We start from the raw sequence: 19,755 nt of genomic DNA on the forward strand, positions 1-19,755 counted from the left end.
ATTGACTATCGCGCCAATTTTTCATGTCCGATTACGCCACAGGTCTGGTGCTAGGTCGAGAATAAGCTCATGGGTGAACGCGGTATACTCTGTCCAGGGGTAGGGAGGGAGTTGCTCGGTTCGCAACTGTCCGGCGGGAGAAGGGGGCAGCCATAACTCATTCTCCCGGATTGTAGACCAGGCGGCTTGTGAATCTGCATCCTCGTCTACGATGAACAGGAGCTTGTCCGCATCTGCCGACTCCAGCTCTTTCAGAGTCAATATCTGGCTGCTGCACTTACGGTCAACAACGGAAGCCGGGGTATAATGCAGATCATCATAGAATACCTCTGCCAAGCTCCGGTAGGACAACACGGTGATCGTCTGTCCGGTTATGCGGACAATTAGCAATTTGTCTGTGACTGGTCCTTGAACTAGTTCTGCCCGGACACTCTTAGCTTTGCGTTCATAGTTGTTCAGCCAGCCTTCTGCGTCCGGCACCTTGTCCAGGCATTTTCCAATATGGATGAATTGCGATCGCCAATCCGTTTGGGGCAGTAGACAAGTGGGCGCAATCGCTTGAAGCTCTATCCTGAGCGTCTGGTTGACCGGAACCTCCAGGGCAAAAATATAATCAGGATCAAGAGCGGCAAGCTGCCGTAGCCGGAGAGTCTGTTCCTGGGCGAGGGGCAGCACCGCGTCCGTCCCATATTTCCGGCGGTAGTACTCTGTCCAGGGATGCTCAGCCGGAGCGGCGCACGGAATAATATTCAGGGGAAGCAGCGCCCCGATGAGGCTGCTGTCGTAAACAGCAATTTTCTGCTTGGCATTGCGCATGAAGGTTGCCGGCGCTATCCCGGTGATGTGCTTGAATTTGCGCCTGAAGTAAGGAACATCCTTGTAGCCGACGTAAGCTGCAATATCCTTCAGCTCATAATTTAAATGCGGCCGCATCAGGCGCCTTGCTTGTCTAATCCGGTATTCGGTCAGGTATTCGATCGCGCTGAGACCATACCTCTGCTTGAACAGCCGGATGAAATGCCTGACGCTGGTACCTGCTTCAGCAGCGAGCAGACCGATAGTAATCTCTTCGCGGTAGTGCTGCTCGATATAGAGCTTGCTCCGCTCCATAGCACAATCAGTATCGCTTGTCTGCGATTCTCCGGCACTGCTCAGCAGACTGTACAGCAGCTCATAGAACCGGCTCTGGGCAAGCAGACGCTGTAAGGGGTCCTGGCTTTCCATGCAATTGGTGATGGCCTCACAATGCTTGCTGTATGTAATCGTTGATTGTACAGCTATGCTACCTTCCAGTGGGAAGGGGAGATGAGGCTCCGCCGGGCGGGCCGGGTGCTCTCCTGCCGGCATACTATGCTGGTCAAAGACATCAAACCGCAGGATGTAAACACTCTGGTCACCTGTGTCCTCATGTGTGGTCTCGATTAACTGTCCCGGCAGACAGATGAAAACAGCTCCAGTCTTCAGTTCGCAATATCTGCCATCCACCGTAATGCAGCCCTGGCCTGCAATGGGAATCAGCAGCATATACGAATCCAAAAATTGCAGCCGCAGCGGCCACCCTCCCCCTGAGCTGCTGCTATGCATGATGCTCCGAAGCCTGAACCACATCTGATCAAGCCGGCCAAAGGCTCCCGAAGGCAGGAGGTTATCCTTGTCATTCATACGTTGCACTCCCTTCCTGTGAGCATAAGGCTGTTGATGTTGCCTTGTCCTTCATTGAGTTTATCTGCTTGGTCCGGCTAGATGCACTATTGCCAGCGACTCCGCATCGATTGTTACCTCTTTCCAGCGGACTCTCTTTTCTGTATGAATTCATTACATTGATTATAGCGCACCTGGGATACATATCCCATTTTGCGGAGCTGTAGTGTTGTAAATGATAATGGTTATCAATTATAATAATAAGAATTTACTGCGGACGGGCAGCCAGGGGGAAGTACTTGTGAGATTCGAGATAACAGACAGCATTCGGGCATGGAACCAGGTGCCGGTTAGAATCATGGATATCCGTCATGTGATCATGAGACCGGGGGAGCAGTTGCGGCGGTATCTTTTTCCGTCAAGCAGCTTTGTGTTCACTGGCCAGGGAGAGGCCATCGTCAAGCTGGACGGGACCGGAGGGACTGCAAGCCATCCACAGATCATTCATGCCGGCAAAAACGCCGTTCTACAAGTCGCCGGCACGGATCATCCATTCGACTATTATCTCATCCTATACAAACCGTGGAGCAACAGTCCTTTTACAGAGACGGACGGGGACAGGACCAATCCTTTTCAACAGAATTATGCCTTCCGCGGGACGGACCCATGGGTGATTCTCTCCCTGCTGGAGCGTATGCATCAGCTATGGAAGTGCGGCGGAGAGCTGGAACGGATGCAGGTAACCGGGCTGTTCTATCAGTTCGTGTCCGAGCAGTTCCGTCAGCTTGAGCTGGCCGTGGAGCAGGAGCCGGAGACGGATCTGGCTGAGCAGATCGCCCGTTATATTGATGAATTCTATCACCAGCCTCTGTCTATGACCGCTATGGCCGAGTTGTTTCACTACAGCACCCATCATTTGGTGAGGGTGTTCAAGCGCAAATATCAGTGCAGCCCGATGGAGTACGTGAGCCGGACCCGGATGCAGCACGCCAGAAGCCTGTTGGCCGGGACAGATGCGCCGATCCGTGACGTGGCTGAACGTGTGGGATATACGGATTTTTATTATTTTAGCAGACTGTTCAAAAAGGCATACGGAGAGACCCCCGCTCAGTTCAAAATGCACGCCCCGCTGCTGGAAGGTTCAAATCCTACCAAAGAAATGCCGGAATCGTTCATTGCTCCCAGGAGGGAAGCAGGCTATATTGATATCGATGATAATCATTATCAATACAGAAGACGGAGTGTGAATGATTTGAAAGTTAGCCGTACGCCCTTATTCGCGATAACCCTCTTAATCAGCTTGTCTATGATGCTTGCAGGCTGCGGAGGCGGAAATACGAAGATTGCTGAAGACAAAGCCACCAGGCTGTACACCGACGCTTTTGGCAGAGAAGTGGAAATTCCCGCAGAGCCGGGTCAGGTTGTTGCCCTCGCTTACGGCGGGTATATGCTTCCGCTTGGTCTGAACCCGGCAGGCGTCAACCAGGAGACACTGGAGCAATATAAGGAAGAGATGGCGGATGTGGAGAATGTCGGCTCAGGAACGGGCAGTGTGGAGGCGATCTCGGCATTGCTGCCCGATCTGATTATTATCCCGGATTATCTGGGGGAGGATGTCATTGAGACTTACGAGAAGATTGCTCCGACCGTAGCCGTGGCCTGGGGCGGTGACCCGGATGTGGTGAACACGTTGCGAACCATGGGCGACATTATGGGTAAGCAGGACGAGGCGGAGAAGTGGATTGGAACTTTTGAGGAGAAGCTGCAAGGCATCCGGGATAGCATCAATGTGAAGATTGATGAAGGCACGACCGCCATCTCCTTCATTATCCGCAATGGAGAGGTGCTGCTTGGAGGCGAGGGAGGCACCCTGGGCAAGCTGATCTATCAGGATTTCGGCTTCACTATGCCGGAGCAATTCAAGCCGTATGCTGACGGAGGCACGGCGCTGTCTATGGAGAGATTGGTGGACAAGCCGGCGGATTACTTTTTCACGCAAATGACGGATGAAGAGCTGGCTGCGATGTATGAACTGTTCAAGGAGCCGGTCTACCAGAGCATCCCTGCGGTGAAGAACAACCGGATCATCAACGTCTCGCGTGCTAACTGGAACAATGGGCCTTACACAGTGGACCGGGGTGTGGATGCGCTGATTGAGCAGGTGTCGAAGCTGCAGGAGTAGTAAGAGAGCGGGAGAATGAAGGAAGTAGGTTGAAAGCTGGAATTAACATGAAATCTGCTATGCGATAAGCAATGCAGAAAGCCTCCGTTGGGAGGCTTTTGTGTATTTTAAAGTAAATATTATCGTAATGGCGAAGCTGTATCGGGGACCTATGTCTCCCGATTGCTTGTTACCTCAATAAGCAGGTTCGCTCCAAGTTTGAACCCATATAGAAAGACTGCTTCCGCATGCATACTACTTGCGCTGTCGCACAGGTCAAAATATTCCCCAAGTTCATCAAATACTTCTTTCCCTAATCGTTCTCGCCATTGAATCGTCTGTGCTGACACTTGTCTGCTTAGGGATCGGTATTCAGGCTGAGACGGAACAATGATCTCATCGGGATTTATTTGTCCACGGTAAAGTGCTTCCAGAATACTCTTCATGTTTATCCTCCCATTAATGATCATCGCATCACTTGAATGAGCTTCCTGCACATGGTAGGATATTTATGCAGTCTGCTTATTTAAGCGGTTGCGGATAGGAAGTAGCGGTGTTCTTCGCGGGATGCTCGCTGCTTCCTTGTTTATTTTTGGAGCTCGTCATACACCTTATCAATCCCTTGGCGGACGATTGCAGAACGTGACGTATTTAGCTTTTCAGCAGAAGCATCAAGCTTGCTTAACGTTTCCTCATCGACACGAATTTCAATCGTTTTGCTTTTGGGTTTGTCAGATGGAGGACGCCCCATCTTTTTAGAGGACATTTCTTCACCTCGCTTTTTTGTCCTGACATTAATATATTGTTGTCGGGACGAAAAGTCAACATAATCTTGACAATCAGCACATTTCCAGAGCTTTGAAGCCTAATCAAGGCTGGTCTGAGAGCAGTAAGAAGTTAAATTAACTGGAGATTATTTTTTATACGTGCCGAGTTTAACCGAGAACTGATGCAGAGCTCTTGGCAGTCCGCTAAACTCTAAAACTCCTTGGTTAACTAAGCTCCATATTCTATTGGTAATAAATGAACACCCTACGAATTGGTGCGAAGTATCAAATACTCTAGCGACCACACTCGCCGCGTTGATAAAGCCATTCTCATCTTGTTCTTGCTCAAGTTCAAGGACTGATCTTATGATCACTTCGTCCAGAGCAGATTCCTCAGTACCTTTAACAGATCCTTCCTTCCACAAACGGAGCACATGATCTTCATTTGAGAGCATTAGCCATTCTGATTCATATCTTCTTCTTTGGCTAGGGTCGAGAGGAACACCTTCATAATACCTTTTAACGATGATCTCAAAATGCTCTCTATCGATTAAGCTACTCCAACAGGGTTTGAATTCTTCTTTGCCAGGAGTATCTATAGTATTATAGAGCTCAGTTACATTGACAACATTAACTGGCTGTTTCCGGTTTCTTAACAAATACATTACGAAACGTAAACCTGTTTGATCATGTGCGTTATCCGCGCACCAAATGACAATCGTTTTATTTTCTGGAATATTCTTTACAGTCTCTACTATTCTATCAAGCTGATGCTCGTGATTGTAGCTGACGTTTTCATCGTATTCCGACAACCAAATTTGCCTATTCTGCTGTCCAGTTTCTGTATCCAAGTTAGTTATGGGTCCAACTGAGAACAATTCATTGAATGCTAAGACTTGGCAAAGCTCGCGCTTGCCGATTTTACTTAACGTTACTTTTAATGAACCTGCATCAGAGAGACTGAAAACAAGATAAACATATTGTTGGAGTTCATCTATTTGTCGTTTATGGTTATGAACCGCCTCAATATGATTTTGGACGATATTAAGGAGTCCTTCTGCTAATTTTTTTTCTTCAATACTGCCGTTCGTTTGATAATGATCTATTGTTTTTAATAAGTTGTAAAGGAAAAACCGCAGGTCATTTCCATCTAATTGATGTAGGCGATCGTAGATCTTCTCCATTGACATCCTCCTCACAGGGCTGCTCAAGCTCTACACACACCGCCAAGCTTCAAGTCCTTTCTCACTGATATGCAGGAACAGATCGGCCTGCCTGTGATACAAGTCGGGTTGAACCGGGGTTTCAAAAATCTGGGGCTGCATATCCGGCAGGATCCAGCAATATAGGGGCAGGCCGGTTCCCCAGGCGAACAGTCGGCCAGAAGATGAAGCGGCCAGCTGTGCTTGAGCGTGTATAAATACATCACTAGTACCAGAGCTCATGACATAAGCAGGCAGGTCTGTCAGAACGACCTCTCTGCTGTCTTTGGCCGCATTGTAGACCAGAATGGCCGGACGAATGCCTTCTTCGTGCCAGTCTTCTTCATCTACCATATCCCCATCGATCTGCCCCCATACCGCCAGCCGTTCGTTATCCAGCCATACCATGGGCAGATCCCAATCCGCCAGCGGGGTCCAGATCGCGTTCAACTGTTCGCCTCCCCCCGTTACCGGCTTATTCTGAGCCCCATTCGAGAGCTTCCACACCCGGGTGATTCCGGCCGGCGACCATGCCCATCCGGTCTCAGCGATGTAGGTATGATCTGGAGAGACATGAAGCTGCCCGTGAAAATAGTCCAAATCGTCTTCCAGCGAAGCGGAGCTTGCTTCATCATGAATTGTACCGGCAGCAACCGGCCCAGCCTCGGGGCAAACTGCCGTAAGCTCTAGCCGGTTCCAATCCACACCGTGTATAAGAACCAATTCCTGTCCGCGTTCAGCAAAGGCCAGCGGATAGGTGGATACGTTGAAATAATAGGTTCCCCGGCTTAATTCCAGCAGCGTATGACCGGTTGTCAGAGAGACCACGGTGGCATGACGCCCGAACCGGTTGCTCACGGCGGCCGCTTGTCCGCAGGGGCTAATGACCAGCTGCACCGGATGCTCCGGATTAAAATCTGGCAGATGAAGATCCGCTGCAGCGAAGGTACGGCCGGATATGAGATCAATCTGCCATAGCTGGAGTTGCTCGTTCAGAGCGATTAACTGGGGCTGTGAATTCTCCCGGATTCTTGGCGGCTGCGGCAGTTCGCGAATCACAAGCAGCTTGCCGGGATCGGGTTGAAGCGGAGGATAGGAATAGCGCTGAATCTCCATCGTCTATCTCCTTTACATACATTTCTATTTAGCCAAAATAATCTTCTGAATAAGTGCTTTCTTGACCGCCTAAACCGATCATCAGATCAATATCATTCAACTCTCGAAATTTTGTTCTTCTTGCAAAAGAGCCAAAATGAATATCGATATCATTATAAAGCTTGAGAAAATCATTGTGAATCAAAGTTATCTATTAGTTTTATTAACCAGTCTCTACTACCACGAGCAATTAATGTTTCATTTGAATCTAAATTTACAGAGTTCTTCATAATCTCACTAAAAGCGTTGTTAACCGTAGTAGTTATAGATATAATCCCCAGCACAAAGAGCCCGCTACGGACGCGGGCTCTTAACCGTTACTCATTCCCTGTAGCTATCGCATTCTCCTCATAACTAATCCAGTCACTCCAGCTCCCCGCATACAGCCGCACATTCTTGAATCCGGCCTTCTCCAGTGCCAGTATATTCGGGCAGGCAGTCACACCGGAGCCGCAGTAGACGATAATCTCCGCTTCCTTGTCCAGGCCGGCAAAATGCTCCGCAAGCTCCTCCGCGCTTTTGAAGCTGCCGTCAGCGTTCTGCGTGTCTTTCCAGAAAAAGTTCACCGCGCCGGGGACATGGCCTGCCTTCTTGTCCATGGTCTCGTTCATGCCCCGGAAGCGGTCACCAGCGCGGGAGTCGATCAGGATCTCTGTGCTTGTACCCTCACCAGCCCGCGCCTGAACCAGCTTCTCCGATACCAGCCGCACATCATCGACCCCAGCCAGCATCTGCGGCTGAACATTTGGCGTAAACGAACTCGGCACACGAACCGGCTGATGATCCGTCACCGGATATTTCTCTGCCTTCCACTGGCTGAAGCCGCCTTCCAGGATGAACACCTGCTCATGTCCCAGGTAGCGCAGCAGCCACCAGAGCCGGGCGGCGTTCATGCCGCTCTCATCGTCATAGGCGACAACGCGGGTACTATTGCTAATGCCGAGCTTCGAGAAGCGTGCCGCGAATACCTCAGGATCAGGCAGCGGATGGCGTCCGCCGTGTTCGGCTTCCGGTGCGGACAGGTCTAATTTCAGATCAAGATAGACCGCGCCCGGAATATGCCCGGCTTCGTACAGCGCTCTGCCCTCACCGGGGTCATTCAGGTTGAACCGGCAGTCTACGATTGTCTGCTCCGGTTCATAGAGTCTGGCGAGCAGCCAGCGTTTGGTAACGGTAGAGTCCATGGATACCATCCTTTGCTATTGTGATATGGAGTCTATTATAGCGGATAATGGCCTCGCCGTGTAACCGCGCTTCGCGTCGGATTAGTTGACACTGCTCCGATTGGATTCTACAATGGCTGGATACATACCTAATTAGGAAAGGGGCATACGGCTACGGAAGCTTTGGTGAGTCAGGCCTGGCCTGCATGGAGAGGAACGCTGCGCAAACGGAGCGGAGGCTGGAATAATACAACCTATTTCGTAGAGAGCGGGGAACGCCGCGCAGTGCTGCGAATCTATGATACCCATAAGGACAGGAACAAAATAGAGTTCGAGCATGTAGTGCTGCAAAAGCTACAAGCACTTAACCTGCCCTTCAGCACACCGGCTCCAATTCTTACCGCAGCGGGAGAGACAATCGCGCAGCTTGGGGACGGCAGCGGTAAATTCGCCTGCTTGTTTGCCTATATCGATGGCGAATCCCCCTCAGAGGAGGCATCCGCTTACTATGAATCCTTCGGGGAAGCGGCAGGGACACTGTCTGCTGCGCTGGCTGAGATTGAGCCGGGTATACCTGCGGTCTACCGTCCTTATTATGAGCTGCGGACCTCGTATCCGCTGTGTACCCCGGAAGCGCTCCATAATCTTTTACAAGACACACCGGAGCCTCTGCAAGAGCTGCTGCCGCAGCTGCGAACTTTAATTGAAGCATACGATAACGTAGCGGATTCGCTGGAAGACCTGGAGCGTCTGCCGCATCAGCTTGTGCACGGTGATCTGAATGCCTCCAATCTGCTGGTGGATGGAGCGGATACCACCCGGGTGACGGCGCTGCTGGATTTTGAATTCTGTACCCGGGATGTACGGGTGATGGACGCCGCGGTGATCCTGTCAGCATTGCAAGGTCTTAAGGACTCGGAGCGGATCATTCGTGACTTCTGGCGGGGCTATAACCGCAGAGTTACCCTGACTCCCGGGGAGCTGGCGGCGATTCCGGTGCTGATGCTGCTGCGCAAAATCGATGTATTCCTGCACTTCGTCACCCGCTACTGGGAAGGGACCGACGAGGTGAATGTCCTGCAGCAGCAGGTCCGGGAGCTGGCGGCTGAGGTTGCTGCAATGTAGAAGGAGAGACCGCCGTCTCCTCCAGGCTCAATCGGTAATCAGTTGATGACGATATATTTTATTCAAAAGCTCTCTGCCGTAGCGGACGATTCTGGGCGCATCATGCTGGGTTCCCCAGCAGATATCGCCGATGGCCATTTTGATGCAGCAGATTTGAATTTCCGCAGATCTGTGCTGAAGCACCCCGGGTCCATAGCCTTGGAAGAAGGCCTGCGCGGCAGAGGGGTTGTCACTGAAGTATCGGGCGAACAGAATGGAGAAGCTGTCCACATCGATGCCCCACAGCATATTCTCGAAGTCTATCATCCCCGTCATTACACCCCGGTCATCCACCAGCCAATTCCCCGGCGTTGAATCCCAGCTGACAGGCACAGGCAAGGCTCCTGCAAAAACTTGCACATTCTCTAGTGCACAATGTACCAATTCCTGTTCGGAGGCTTGCAGCAAGCCCTTCTCAATACACTGCGCATTCAACTCCCGGATGGATTCCGATATGTACAGCACCGGGTCCTCATAAGGGGTTAGCTCAATTGGATTTCCGTTCATGTCAGGACGCCCGAACCACTTCCCGGTCTGTGAATGGTGCAGAAGGCTTGTCCATTCACCTGCCCTGCGGTAAGCCTCATCAACAGCCACGGGGTCCAGCTCCGCCTCTCTCATAATGGTTCCTTCTATTGAAGTGATCAGAATGGCCTGACAGTCTCCGCTCTCATAAGCGGCAATAAACTCAGGAACATGCGGCTTCAGAACAGGTACCCAGTGCTGGTAGGCGTAGACTTCGGGATGCCATCTTTGCTTGCGGCTGTAGGTTTTTATGTAAAAATATTTCGCATCCCGGTGAGCGCGCAGCTTCCACACCCCGGTCCTCACACTGTTCAGCCGGTAATTGGCGGTCACTTCAAAAGGGCCAATTAAGGACTCAGCCCAGCCGTACAATTCAGACGGATGCATCTCCGGCCGGTTCATTGATTGCTGTTCCTCCTCTGCTGGATACCTCCATGCATTTTTTTACAGTTATATCCTATCACAGACCCTTTCTTATTCCATTGACAAACTTAACAGGGCACCCCCGGCTGGATGCGACCAGAGTGTGCCCTACGGCTATTTCCTGTTCATGTTCTAATCAGATTACCCGATAATCCGGTAGCCGGGAGGAAGGTCGCCGCTGCTGCGGATTCTGCGGATCTGGGCCAGCGTCAGGCGCTGGTTGGAAGAGATAATCGATTCGACATCGTTACCGGAGATATAGTCGTCCAGATCACGGATGCTGTGATTGCCGCGCAGTACGCGGAAGCTGCCTCTGAAGCGGGTTCTGCTGAACAGAACGAGGGTTGCATCGCTGCTGGTGGAGAAGAAGCGGAGACTCTCGATGCCATCCAGAATGTTGTCGGTATCACGGATACCGAGGTTGCCTCTGTAAATTCTGCTTCTTCCCCGGTAGTTTTCTTCGCTGTATACCGTGAGCCGCGGATACGTCTGAGAGATATGCACCTCTTTGTTCATGTATAGTCCTCCTCAAAAGAAAGAATAGCAATGCAGTGAGAGACTGCCGGTTGCAATACTATTCTATGTCTGCGGTGAGAGAGTGGTTTGGTTGAAACCCCTGCAGCAATCGCCTGTTTGCAGACAACCCTCGCGAAAATTTTCACAATTCAGCTTTACAAAGTATATTCCCTAGTGTACTATTTAACTAACACACTGATACAACAACCAATCAGCACAAGGAGGCTGTCATGAATTCAACCACACAACATTCAGATGGGCTGTCCGGCCCGGAGCGGGGCCCCGCTGTACTTGAGATGCAGGCCGTCAGCAAAATCATCAAAGGCAAGGCGATTGTAGATAAGCTCAGCTTCGACATCCGCAGAGGAGAGATCGTCGGGCTGCTGGGTCCGAACGGCGCCGGCAAAACGACCACCATCCGCATGATGACCGGACTGATCCGCATGAGCGGAGGGGATGTCCTGATCCATGGGCACAGCATCAGGAACAATTTCAAACAGGCAATCGCGCATATCGGAGCCATCATCGAGAACCCGGAGTTCTATCCCCATATGACCGGGTATGACAATCTGCTGCAGTATCTGCGGATGAGTGACGGGGCTGATGTATCGCGGATTGACGAGGTAGTGGAGCTGGTCGGACTCCAGGAGGCGATGAACAAGAAGGTGAAATCCTATTCTCTGGGGATGCGCCAGCGTCTGGGGATTGCCCAGGCTCTGCTGCATTCACCCAAGCTGCTCATTCTGGATGAGCCGACCAACGGGCTGGACCCTGCCGGAATACGGGAGATGCGCGATTATATGCGGAAGATTGCCGAGGCCGAAGGCATTGCCATTCTGATCTCCAGCCACATGCTGGCCGAGATTGAACAGATCTGCCACCGAGCGGTGGTCATTCAGAACGGCAAGCTTGTCACCGTTACTCAGATCGCTGAAGCGCCGGAGGCACGAAGCGAAGTATCGCTCGCCATCCGGGTAGACCAGGTAGAAGCTGCGCGAAGAGTCGCCGGGGAGCATCAGCAGGTGAAGGTAACCGGTACGGATGAAGCCCATTCCGAGCTGCATGTCCATCTGCCGGATGGAGCAGTGCCTGGACTGGTGGCAGCCTTGAGCGAGGCGAAGGTCGGAGTCTACCGCATCACCGAGAACAGACAAAGCCTGGAAGAAGATTTCCTCAAATGGACAGGGGGCAACCGCATTGCGTAATTTTAACCGGCTTGTACTGAATGAGTGGCTCAAAATAACGAAGAAACGCAGCTACATCGTTCCTTATCTCATGGTGCTGGTGTTTGCGTTAGCGGTGGGCTATATTACGCATACCTTCACGACAGATATGTTCGCCTCAGCGGCAGACTTCACTGCCGAAATGCTGCTTCCTACGGGCGTAGGCCAGATTATGGCGATTCTGGTGATCACCGGCACTGCGGGCATTGTCTCCAGGGAATATAGTCAAGGAACGATCAAGTTTCTGCTGATCCGGGCCCGCAGCCGTACAGCTATCCTGGCGTCCAAGTATGTCACTGTGCTGCTCTATACACTCAGCCTGCTTCTGGCAGCCGGGGCAGCGGTGTTTATCTCAGGGGGGATTTTCTTCGGTCTTAGCGGAGGGAAGGCCGGAATCGCCGGGATTCTCACCTCGCTGCTGTATTGCACCATCTACTGCACGGTGTACGCCACAATTGGCTTCATGCTCGGGATTCTGACCAAATCTACAGGAATAACGATTGGGGCAACGATTTTTGCTACAACCATTGATAAAATGATCATCTCCCGCGAGTTCTACAAGTATGTTCTATTCCCGAACCTTAATCTTGCCGCTTACCGGGATGGCGGTGCGCCTATGCAGGGGATGACCCTGAGCTTCTCGGTTACGCTGTTATGTGTCTACATGGCGGTGTTCCTCTTCGCAGGGTTTGCCGTCTTCAGACGCAGGGATGTTGCTTGATGGTTATCGAATTCGATAACAACCAGCCGATCTACCTCCAGATCATGAATTACATCAAGGGGGAGATTGTTACCGGCAAGCTGAAGCCCGGCGACAAAATCCCCTCTGTCCGGGAGCTGGCCGCTGAATTGCAGATTAATCCGAATACCGTTCAACGAACCTTTCAGGAACTGGAGCGTGAGACCATCGTGGAGACCCGGCGGGGGATGGGCAGATATGTAACCGGAAGCGAGGAGACGATTCTGACGATCAAGCGGGAGATGGCCCGGGATGTGCTGGACCGCTTCATCCGCGGGATGGAGGAGCTGGGCTTCCAGGGGGAAGATATTGTGGCTGCAGTAGCAGAGAATCTTCAGCGGCGGGACCAAGAATAGGGGGATCGACAAGAGTGGATGATTTACTGGAATTACAGGAAGTAAGCAAACGGTTCGGCCACAAGCAGGCGCTAAATCAGATTTCCCTCAAGCTGGGGGCGGGCTCGATCACCGGACTGCTGGGCAACAATGGCAGCGGCAAAAGCACTCTGATGAAGCTGATAGCCGGGCTAGCCTGGCCCGACGCAGGACATATTTCGGTCCTTGGGGTTCCGGTTGGCCGGAGGAGCAAGGAGCTTGTATCCTTCATGCCGGACCGGCCGCTGACTGAATCATGGATGAGTGTAGGGGATGCGCTGAGATTCCAGCAGGATTTCTTCCCGGATTTCGATCAGGCCAAGGCGCTGCGGATGCTGGATTTCATGAAGCTGCGGGTCCAGGATAAGGTTCAGGCATTGTCCAAAGGGATGAACGAACGACTGCAGCTCACCCTTGCGCTGTCCCGCCGGGCCAGGCTCTATATGCTGGATGAGCCGATCGGAGGCGTCGATCCGGTGGCGCGGACCAGAATTCTGAATGCGCTGATGGAATTCTATGAGGAAGACAGCAGCATTCTGATTTCAACCCATCTGGTGACGGATATCGAACGGATCTTTGATGAGGTGATCTTCCTCAAGGAAGGGGAGGTTGTACTGCACCGGCCGGTGGATGAGCTTAGAGCCGAGCGCGGAAAAAGTATGGATGAACTGTTCAGAGAGGTGTATGCTGAATGCTGAAGCTGTTGAAATATGATCTTAGACGCAGAAGGGAACGGATTCTCGTCTTCATCGCCATTGCCGTCCTGATTCAGCCGGCCTTATGGATATCCAACTCCAGGATGGATAAGAACCTTCTGACGCTGAATCTTACAGTGTATACGGTGCTCGCCATGGCGCTGCTTCTGATGGCCGTCCTCGGATACATCCGTAATCTGAGGTCGTACCCGCGGCGGCTGCTGCCGGTGACCGCCCTGCAGACGGTATTGTCGCCGCTCCTGCTGGCTTTGCTGCTGATGATGGTAGTGATTGCTGTGGTTCTGGCCCAATTGGGGCTATACCGTCTGTTTGATCCGCTGGATTTTCTGCCGGACCACCTGTTCACGCTTGGAACTAGAATAGTCCTGCAATTTGTCTGGTCTGCGGGAATTCTGATGATTATGATGATGTTCGCCATAACTGCGGCACTCAGCCTGCGCTCCAAGTGGAGGGTGTGGATCGGGATTGCTATTCTGTTTGTACTGCAGAACGGAGTATCTTTTCTGGAGAAGGTGATGTTTGACATCTACTTTGTGGGGATGGAACGTACGTTCAATCTGGAGTTTTATAATCAGGAAATGCGGCCGGAGAACGGCATCACACTCCGGTATCTGCCCGATAACCCATGGCCGTTGCTGTTCGAATCCGCCTTAGCCTTCCTGCTAATCTATGGTATGGTTGTAATGGTGAAGCGGAGAATTGAATTATAGTATTCTATTGTACACAAGCAAGGCTCCCGGTCAGCCTTGCTTGTGTTTGTGTGCATAATAATGGTGCAATCGTCTTAACTACAGTCCCTGGGCGCTTGTGCCGCTGGTCCAGATCTCCAGCTCGCGCAGCAGCTGTGCCTCCTCGTCCTCCTGCAGATCCAGCCTTACACCATACTGGTACTGCCCGAGGCCGTACATCCAGCCCCAGCGGACACTGCCCACAAATTGCAGCTTCTCCTCCGCCAGCTGGAAATGAATGATCAGCTTCGTGTCCCCTGCGGTGAAGCGGAGATTCAGCGGGGTGCGGACCTTGCAGCCGGAGCGGCTGAGGTCGAGCAGGACACCTTCGGTTAATTTTCCGGCCCCCGGTCCGGAATTGCCGGCAGGAATCTCCAGCCAGCAGTCGATGGGCTGGTTCATCACGTAACGGAACGGTTCTTTTCTGCTGGAATCATCCATCATTTACCTCCGCGATTTTATTTGCTATTATAGCGGAACGGTTATGCTTGGACAATCTCCAAAAGTAGTATTTTTCAAAAATAAGAGAGGTGCAGACGATGTACCAATATAACAATGAAACCTTCCGGCAGCATAATTTCGATTATGCCTCGCTGCAGGACGGTGAGATTAACGGATGTCTGTTTGAGCAATGCTCGTTCAGAGGGGCTTCCATGGAGGAGATGACCTCAAGCGGCTGCCGCTTCGTGGACTGCGATTTCACCGGCGCGCAGCTTAATGCCTCCGTACACAGTAACGGGGCCTTCACTAACTGCCGTTTCACCGGAGCCAATCTGTTCGTGGCTAAATTTGAGCATTGCAAAATGGTCGGCTCGGACTTCGCCAATGCCTATATGGACGGTATTACACTGACCGGAGGGGACTGGGCCTATACGAATCTGCGCCATCTGAATCTCAGCCGGCAGGATCTGCGGGGCATCCGGTTCACGGAGGCAGATATGCTGGGCTGCAATTTGCAGAAGGCGGATCTGCGCGGGGCAGATCTGAGCCGGGTCCAGCTCAGCCAGTGCAAGCTGGCGGGTGCCGATCTGCGCGATGCGAAGCTGGAAGGGGTAGACTTGAAGAGCCTGGATCTGGCAGGGGTGCGTCTGGATGTGGAGCAGGCCGTGCTGCTGGCCAGGTCCATGGGCGCGAAGGTAGGCTAACCGCGTGCTGTTCTGTTCCCTGGGGGCATCCGAAATCGGCGAATTATGCGGGAGCTTATATTATATTTCTGCCGCGCCTTTCCGATAAATAGGTATCGACCCTTGAGGAGAATGTATATGTCATTAAGTCTTCGTACTCTACTATCCACTGCATTCGCAGTCATTATCATTCTGTTAACGGCTCTGCTCAGCTATGTGATCGGCAACCGCACCATCTCTACCGCCCAGGTCAGCATCGGAAGCTCTCTGGCGGCTGAAGCCAGACAGATGTCCGAGAAGCTCGATCATTTCATGTGGTCGCGTTCGGGAGAGATTGAGGTATTAAGCAAGCTGAATGCTTTTCAGCAGCCGGCAGCCCCTGAAGAAGCAGGGAGGCTGCTGGACCAGCTGAAGAAGAGCCTGCCAGTGTTCACTTGGGTAGGGTTTCTTGATCATCAGGGGAAGGTTCTGGCTGCTACGGATCATATCCTGCAGGGGAAGAACATCAGCCAGCGGCCGGTATTTCAGGAAGGCCTGAAGGGGACCTTCATCGGCGATGTGCATGATGCGGTGCTGCTCTCCAAGCTGCTGCCGAACCCTACCGGTGAAGCGCTGCAATTCGTGGATGTAAGTGTGCCGGTCAAGGACCAGCAGGGCCGGACCACCGGCGTGCTCGCCGCCCACCTCAGCTGGGAATGGTCGCGCGAGGTTGAAGCCTCCATCTTGGAGCCGCTGAAGGAGCGGCTGGATGGCATAGAGGTATTCGTGGTCAGCAAGAAGGATCATACCATCCTGCTCGGTCCCAAGGCGCTTCTGGGCAGAACCATGACCAGTGAGGCCTTGTCCAAGGCGGGCAGCGGCACAAGCTCATGGATGATCGAGCAGGGCCCCCGCAAGGACGGGTATTTGACAGGCTATGCGTATGGTGACGGCTATCAGAATTATCCGGGCTTGGGCTGGACAGTCATCATCCGTCAGCCGGCGGCCATAGCATTCGCTTCGGTGCATCAGCTTGAACGCTTTATTCTGGTCAGCGGGCTGTTGACAGCCCTGCTCTTCGCGGTCATCGGCTGGCTGCTGGCCGGATGGATTACCCGGCCGCTGCGGAATATTACCCGCACAGCCGATCTGCTGAGCTCAGGGGCCGATGTGGAGATTCCATCCTCCAACCGGTTCAAGGACGTAGCGATTCTGTCCGCTTCCCTGCGCAATCTGGTCAGTAATCTGACCAAGACCGAGACGAAGCTAAGCTATATGTCTGATATGGCGCTGCATGACAAGCTTACGGGCCTGCCTAACCGCGCGGCACTCGACGACTTCCTGGCCCATGCGGTCAGCAAGGCGAAGCAGAAGCGGACAACGCTCAGCTTCTTGTATATGGATCTCGACGGCTTCAAAAAAGTCAATGACACCTACGGCCATGCAGTAGGAGATGCCCTGCTGCAGGAGGTAGCCTTCCGGCTGATGGAGTGCACGCGGGACAATGAAATTGTAGCCCGGCTGGGCGGGGATGAATTCGTGATTATCCTCAATACCTCAGCGGCCAAGCCGATGAAGGAAGCGGAGATTGTGGCTTCACGGATTATCAGCCGTATCAACCAGCCGGTAATGATTAAGGGGGAGGAGCTTCGTGTGGGCTGCAGTGTCGGGGCCGCTGTCTGGACTCCCGATGGCGGCGATACGGTGGAGACGCTGCGGCTGGCGGATGAAGCCTTATATATCTCCAAGCGGAGCGGCAAGAACCGGATAACGTTCGAGGCCGCATCTTAAGGGCAAGTTAAATTATCCATAACTGTTCCATACCAACAACCTTTTGTCTGAGTAAGCGGGGGACCCCCGGCTGCCGGACCAAAGGTTGTTTGTTTATATTTGCTGATAGCATTCAGCGTAACCGCTTGCGCGGCTTAGACCACCATTTGACCCACAGAAAACCTTCGTCATCCCGAAAGAACTTAATGCCAATTAGCTTCAGCGGTGTCCAAAATTCCTTGAAATAGTATGAAGGCATAGTTCGTAAGACCCTCCGTTATAGTTAATTGTTACTAGTTTACGCCAGTGTGGAAGATTTTACAATACATATGCAAGGAATATTGTACTGGATTCTGCAAGTTTCCATATACATCATAGCAGGGATAAGCACAGGCCATTTGACTGGAGGCGCATTTAATATAGTAGGAAAGGAAGTGATGACATGACGGAATCCGAGTTTATTGCGAAAATGATCCCGTATGCCGTAGCGGATATGCAGCGCAGCCGTATCGCAGCCTCCCTGACGATTGCTCAGGCGGCCCTGGAATCCGGCTGGGGCAGCAGCAGCTTAACAGTCAAGGCTAACAATCTGTTCGGAATCAAGGGCGAGGGTCCGGCAGGCAGCCTGCCCTTTCGTACAACGGAATACAGGAACGGGCAGGCGGTTCAGGTCACGGCCAAGTTCCGCGCCTATCATAACTGGGGGGAATCTGTGACGAATCATTCAGACCTGATTACCGGCGGGGTCTCCTGGAATCCAAAGCTGTATACCAAGGCTATCAATGTGGACGGCAAGACGGCTGCCCGCGAGATTGCCGCTGCAGGGTATGCCACCGACCCGGGCTATGCGTCTAAGCTGATTCAGATTATGGATGCCTATCATTTAGTTCAATATGACCAAGTGAAGGAGGATGAGGAAATGTCGGCTGAGGACAAACAGAAACTTGCGGATTTGGAGAAAGAGCTTCAGACGCTGCGGACGCTGCTGGCAGAGCTGACGGTCAGCAGAGATACGCTGAAGACCGGTGTCCAGGAGCAGGGACAGACTATCAAGGGCGTAGCGGAGCGGCTGGCTGTAATTGAAGGCCGTGCTGTGATGAATGTGCCTGCCTGGGCAGAGCCTGCGGTGCGGGCTGCTGAAGCTGCCGGGCTGCTGGATACGCCTTCCGGCGGCAGTTATGATTTCTACCGCATGTTGACGGTGCTGAACCGTGCGGGCTTACTGGTTACCGGCAAGGGGGTATAATCCTATGGATTACGATGCCCTGAACAATGTGCTTGCTTTTGCCTCCGTACTGGCTGTATTCGTAATGGCACTGGTCCAATTAGTGAAGAACAGCGTGAACCTGCCGCGCAATATTGTGCCTGCGGTGGGGCTGGTGATCGGACTGCTGGTTGGAGCTGTAGCGTATCCTTTTACAGATATGAATCTTATTCTCCGGCTGTGGGCAGGAGGGCTGGCCGGGCTGTCGGCGACAGGGCTGTTCGAGCTGGCATTCAACAAGCGGAGCGGATCAACGAGGGATGATTAAGCAGAAAATAGCAAATATAGTGTATTTGTAATGGTAATAAAATACAATCATTAGTAGAATTCTGTAAATACACTATTAAGAAGAAAGGAGATGCTTAAGATGGGAACTTATGTAGATGGAAGAACCTCGCAGAATGCCAGTATCGCCAACTCTATTGCTATACCGATTCTGGTTATTGACACTCCTCAGCTCTTCGGGCAGATCGGGCTGATAACAGAAGGAGTAGGCTCGAACCCCCGTGTGCTTCTCAAAGGAACCATATCGCTTCAGCTTCCGCTTGCTCTTGTAGGGGTTACCATAACTATTGTCAGAGGGACCGAAGCCACAGACCCGGTGGTGTATTCAGCAACGTCAACTTTCAGTTTAAGCATACTGGCGCCGCAGGTCATCACCTTCTCGGCAGATGATTTCAATCCTCCGATCACTCCGCAGTTAACGTACACAGCCTTCGTCTCGGCTAACCTGCTCGGAACCATCCGTGTCGGTCCGGAGAGCTTTGACGGCATCCTGGTTTCTGACTAACTGCTGGTGGGGACATTCTGTTCCGCTGGAGCCTCCTGGCGGGCAGGATGCCCTTGTACATATGCCCTAAATTTAGTCCGTTTCGCCCAATCGGAGCGGAGATTCTGCTCATATTCTGTTCTGTAGTCATAATCAAGAAGGAGGTAATCTCATGGGTGCAGATTGCGGATACGGTGGTAATGTAGGCGGCGTTAATAACTGTGCGGTTGGTCCCTGGACATCCACAGGCGCGATTCTGGTTCTTTATATCCTGCTCGTTATTATTCTGAGTGCCTGCTTCTACTAATCACCGACTTCAGTCGGCACAGCTCCGGTGACAAGCCGGGGCTGT

The 19,755-nt window shown here is 52.3% G+C and carries 22 protein-coding genes; 13 read left to right on the plus strand and 9 right to left on the minus strand.

All coding sequences use genetic code 11. The features are described 5' to 3' along the window. Positions 1 to 21 precede the first annotated feature (21 nt). Positions 22 to 1,662: a helix-turn-helix domain-containing protein gene (locus tag MHI24_RS30285; protein WP_340023258.1), complete on the minus strand. Its 1,641-nt coding sequence runs from the start codon at positions 1,660 to 1,662 to the stop codon at positions 22 to 24. A 280-nt stretch (positions 1,663 to 1,942) separates the two neighbouring features. Here MHI24_RS30285 and MHI24_RS30290 point away from each other — a divergent pair, with 280 nt between their 5' ends. Beyond that, positions 1,943 to 3,823 (plus strand): helix-turn-helix domain-containing protein, encoded by a 1,881-nt coding sequence (locus tag MHI24_RS30290; protein WP_340023259.1) that lies wholly within the window; start codon positions 1,943 to 1,945, stop codon positions 3,821 to 3,823. Positions 3,824 to 3,972: 149 nt separating this feature from the next. On the opposite strand, the gene MHI24_RS30295 is transcribed toward MHI24_RS30290, so the two are convergent. The 5 genes from MHI24_RS30295 to MHI24_RS30315 form a co-directional block, all read right to left on the minus strand. Further along, positions 3,973 to 4,248, minus strand: coding sequence for a DUF6809 family protein (locus tag MHI24_RS30295; protein WP_340023261.1), 276 nt, complete (start codon positions 4,246 to 4,248; stop codon positions 3,973 to 3,975). A 140-nt stretch (positions 4,249 to 4,388) separates the two neighbouring features. After that, a complete protein-coding gene (locus MHI24_RS30300) occupies positions 4,389 to 4,568 on the minus strand; it encodes a ribbon-helix-helix protein, CopG family (RefSeq protein WP_340023262.1) in 180 nt (59 codons plus the stop codon). 147 nt (positions 4,569 to 4,715) lie between these two features. After that, entirely contained in the window at positions 4,716 to 5,753 is a 1,038-nt protein-coding gene (locus tag MHI24_RS30305; RefSeq protein WP_340023264.1) for a DUF1835 domain-containing protein, read from the minus strand. Positions 5,754 to 5,783: 30 nt separating this feature from the next. Further along, on the minus strand, positions 5,784 to 6,887 hold the full coding sequence (locus tag MHI24_RS30310) for a hypothetical protein (RefSeq protein ID WP_340023265.1): 1,104 nt from the start codon (positions 6,885 to 6,887) through the stop codon (positions 5,784 to 5,786). 356 nt (positions 6,888 to 7,243) lie between these two features. Beyond that, positions 7,244 to 8,110, minus strand: a complete 867-nt coding sequence (locus MHI24_RS30315) for a sulfurtransferase (RefSeq protein WP_340023266.1) — start codon at positions 8,108 to 8,110, stop codon at positions 7,244 to 7,246. A 165-nt stretch (positions 8,111 to 8,275) separates the two neighbouring features. Between MHI24_RS30315 and MHI24_RS30320 the strand changes: the two genes are divergently transcribed. Further along, positions 8,276 to 9,214, plus strand: coding sequence for a phosphotransferase (locus MHI24_RS30320; RefSeq protein ID WP_340023267.1), 939 nt, complete (start codon positions 8,276 to 8,278; stop codon positions 9,212 to 9,214). A gap of 27 nt (positions 9,215 to 9,241) precedes the next feature. Here MHI24_RS30320 and MHI24_RS30325 read toward each other — a convergent pair whose 3' ends face one another. Both MHI24_RS30325 and MHI24_RS30330 read right to left on the minus strand, forming a co-directional pair. Next, entirely contained in the window at positions 9,242 to 10,180 is a 939-nt protein-coding gene (locus MHI24_RS30325; protein WP_340023268.1) for an aminoglycoside phosphotransferase family protein, read from the minus strand. Positions 10,181 to 10,342: 162 nt separating this feature from the next. Further along, positions 10,343 to 10,717 (minus strand): hypothetical protein, encoded by a 375-nt coding sequence (locus MHI24_RS30330; RefSeq protein WP_340023269.1) that lies wholly within the window; start codon positions 10,715 to 10,717, stop codon positions 10,343 to 10,345. 230 nt (positions 10,718 to 10,947) lie between these two features. Between MHI24_RS30330 and MHI24_RS30335 the strand changes: the two genes are divergently transcribed. From MHI24_RS30335 to MHI24_RS30355, 5 genes are read left to right on the plus strand one after another with little or no spacing between them, the layout of a single operon-like run. Further along, positions 10,948 to 11,922 carry an ABC transporter ATP-binding protein gene (locus MHI24_RS30335; RefSeq protein WP_340023270.1) on the plus strand — a complete coding sequence of 325 codons (975 nt, stop codon included), beginning with the start codon at positions 10,948 to 10,950 and terminating at the stop codon, positions 11,920 to 11,922. After that, positions 11,915 to 12,661, plus strand: a complete 747-nt coding sequence (locus tag MHI24_RS30340; protein WP_340023271.1) for an ABC transporter permease — start codon at positions 11,915 to 11,917, stop codon at positions 12,659 to 12,661. Before MHI24_RS30335 ends, MHI24_RS30340 begins: the two co-directional genes overlap by 8 nt. Then, on the plus strand, positions 12,661 to 13,035 hold the full coding sequence (locus MHI24_RS30345; protein ID WP_340023272.1) for a GntR family transcriptional regulator: 375 nt from the start codon (positions 12,661 to 12,663) through the stop codon (positions 13,033 to 13,035). Before MHI24_RS30340 ends, MHI24_RS30345 begins: the two co-directional genes overlap by 1 nt. A 14-nt stretch (positions 13,036 to 13,049) precedes the next feature. After that, positions 13,050 to 13,751, plus strand: a complete 702-nt coding sequence (locus MHI24_RS30350; protein ID WP_340023273.1) for an ABC transporter ATP-binding protein — start codon at positions 13,050 to 13,052, stop codon at positions 13,749 to 13,751. Then, positions 13,745 to 14,479, plus strand: coding sequence for a hypothetical protein (locus MHI24_RS30355; RefSeq protein ID WP_340023274.1), 735 nt, complete (start codon positions 13,745 to 13,747; stop codon positions 14,477 to 14,479). Before MHI24_RS30350 ends, MHI24_RS30355 begins: the two co-directional genes overlap by 7 nt. Before the next feature lie 78 nt (positions 14,480 to 14,557). On the opposite strand, the gene MHI24_RS30360 is transcribed toward MHI24_RS30355, so the two are convergent. Beyond that, positions 14,558 to 14,941, minus strand: a complete 384-nt coding sequence (locus tag MHI24_RS30360) for a PilZ domain-containing protein (protein ID WP_340023275.1) — start codon at positions 14,939 to 14,941, stop codon at positions 14,558 to 14,560. 95 nt (positions 14,942 to 15,036) lie between these two features. On the opposite strand from MHI24_RS30360, the gene MHI24_RS30365 reads away from it, so the two are divergent. The 6 genes from MHI24_RS30365 (at position 15,037) to MHI24_RS30390 (ending at position 19,710) form a co-directional block, all read left to right on the plus strand. Beyond that, positions 15,037 to 15,642 carry a pentapeptide repeat-containing protein gene (locus MHI24_RS30365; protein ID WP_340023276.1) on the plus strand — a complete coding sequence of 202 codons (606 nt, stop codon included), beginning with the start codon at positions 15,037 to 15,039 and terminating at the stop codon, positions 15,640 to 15,642. 117 nt (positions 15,643 to 15,759) lie between these two features. Next, positions 15,760 to 17,391: a diguanylate cyclase gene (locus MHI24_RS30370; protein WP_340023277.1), complete on the plus strand. Its 1,632-nt coding sequence runs from the start codon at positions 15,760 to 15,762 to the stop codon at positions 17,389 to 17,391. Between the two features lie 421 nt (positions 17,392 to 17,812). Beyond that, positions 17,813 to 18,616, plus strand: coding sequence for a glucosaminidase domain-containing protein (locus MHI24_RS30375; protein ID WP_340023279.1), 804 nt, complete (start codon positions 17,813 to 17,815; stop codon positions 18,614 to 18,616). A gap of 4 nt (positions 18,617 to 18,620) precedes the next feature. Continuing rightward, positions 18,621 to 18,902 (plus strand): holin, encoded by a 282-nt coding sequence (locus MHI24_RS30380; protein WP_340023280.1) that lies wholly within the window; start codon positions 18,621 to 18,623, stop codon positions 18,900 to 18,902. A 99-nt stretch (positions 18,903 to 19,001) separates the two neighbouring features. Further along, positions 19,002 to 19,424, plus strand: coding sequence for a hypothetical protein (locus MHI24_RS30385; RefSeq protein WP_340023281.1), 423 nt, complete (start codon positions 19,002 to 19,004; stop codon positions 19,422 to 19,424). A gap of 151 nt (positions 19,425 to 19,575) precedes the next feature. Continuing rightward, complete coding sequence (locus MHI24_RS30390) at positions 19,576 to 19,710, plus strand: YjcZ family sporulation protein (RefSeq protein WP_340023282.1); 135 nt, start codon at positions 19,576 to 19,578, stop codon at positions 19,708 to 19,710. Positions 19,711 to 19,755 lie beyond the last annotated feature (45 nt).

Source organism: Paenibacillus sp. FSL K6-1096 (assembly GCF_037977055.1).
Taxonomy (GTDB): domain Bacteria; phylum Bacillota; class Bacilli; order Paenibacillales; family Paenibacillaceae; genus Paenibacillus_AQ.

Excerpts from the sequence above, each read along its gene's own strand:
- MHI24_RS30285 (WP_340023258.1), bottom strand. The coding sequence starts at position 1,662 with ATGAATGACAAGGATAACCTCCTGCCTTCGGGAGCCTTTGGCCGGCTT.
- MHI24_RS30295 (WP_340023261.1), bottom strand. The coding sequence starts at position 4,248 with ATGAAGAGTATTCTGGAAGCACTTTACCGTGGACAAATAAATCCCGAT.
- MHI24_RS30300 (WP_340023262.1), bottom strand. The coding sequence starts at position 4,568 with ATGTCCTCTAAAAAGATGGGGCGTCCTCCATCTGACAAACCCAAAAGC.
- MHI24_RS30305 (WP_340023264.1), bottom strand. The coding sequence starts at position 5,753 with ATGGAGAAGATCTACGATCGCCTACATCAATTAGATGGAAATGACCTG.
- MHI24_RS30310 (WP_340023265.1), bottom strand. The coding sequence starts at position 6,887 with ATGGAGATTCAGCGCTATTCCTATCCTCCGCTTCAACCCGATCCCGGC.
- MHI24_RS30315 (WP_340023266.1), bottom strand. The coding sequence starts at position 8,110 with ATGGACTCTACCGTTACCAAACGCTGGCTGCTCGCCAGACTCTATGAA.
- MHI24_RS30325 (WP_340023268.1), bottom strand. The coding sequence starts at position 10,180 with ATGAACCGGCCGGAGATGCATCCGTCTGAATTGTACGGCTGGGCTGAG.
- MHI24_RS30330 (WP_340023269.1), bottom strand. The coding sequence starts at position 10,717 with ATGAACAAAGAGGTGCATATCTCTCAGACGTATCCGCGGCTCACGGTA.
- MHI24_RS30335 (WP_340023270.1), top strand. The coding sequence starts at position 10,948 with ATGAATTCAACCACACAACATTCAGATGGGCTGTCCGGCCCGGAGCGG.
- MHI24_RS30345 (WP_340023272.1), top strand. The coding sequence starts at position 12,661 with ATGGTTATCGAATTCGATAACAACCAGCCGATCTACCTCCAGATCATG.
- MHI24_RS30355 (WP_340023274.1), top strand. The coding sequence starts at position 13,745 with ATGCTGAAGCTGTTGAAATATGATCTTAGACGCAGAAGGGAACGGATT.
- MHI24_RS30360 (WP_340023275.1), bottom strand. The coding sequence starts at position 14,941 with ATGATGGATGATTCCAGCAGAAAAGAACCGTTCCGTTACGTGATGAAC.
- MHI24_RS30365 (WP_340023276.1), top strand. The coding sequence starts at position 15,037 with ATGTACCAATATAACAATGAAACCTTCCGGCAGCATAATTTCGATTAT.
- MHI24_RS30370 (WP_340023277.1), top strand. The coding sequence starts at position 15,760 with ATGTCATTAAGTCTTCGTACTCTACTATCCACTGCATTCGCAGTCATT.
- MHI24_RS30375 (WP_340023279.1), top strand. The coding sequence starts at position 17,813 with ATGACGGAATCCGAGTTTATTGCGAAAATGATCCCGTATGCCGTAGCG.
- MHI24_RS30380 (WP_340023280.1), top strand. The coding sequence starts at position 18,621 with ATGGATTACGATGCCCTGAACAATGTGCTTGCTTTTGCCTCCGTACTG.
- MHI24_RS30385 (WP_340023281.1), top strand. The coding sequence starts at position 19,002 with ATGGGAACTTATGTAGATGGAAGAACCTCGCAGAATGCCAGTATCGCC.
- MHI24_RS30390 (WP_340023282.1), top strand. The coding sequence starts at position 19,576 with ATGGGTGCAGATTGCGGATACGGTGGTAATGTAGGCGGCGTTAATAAC.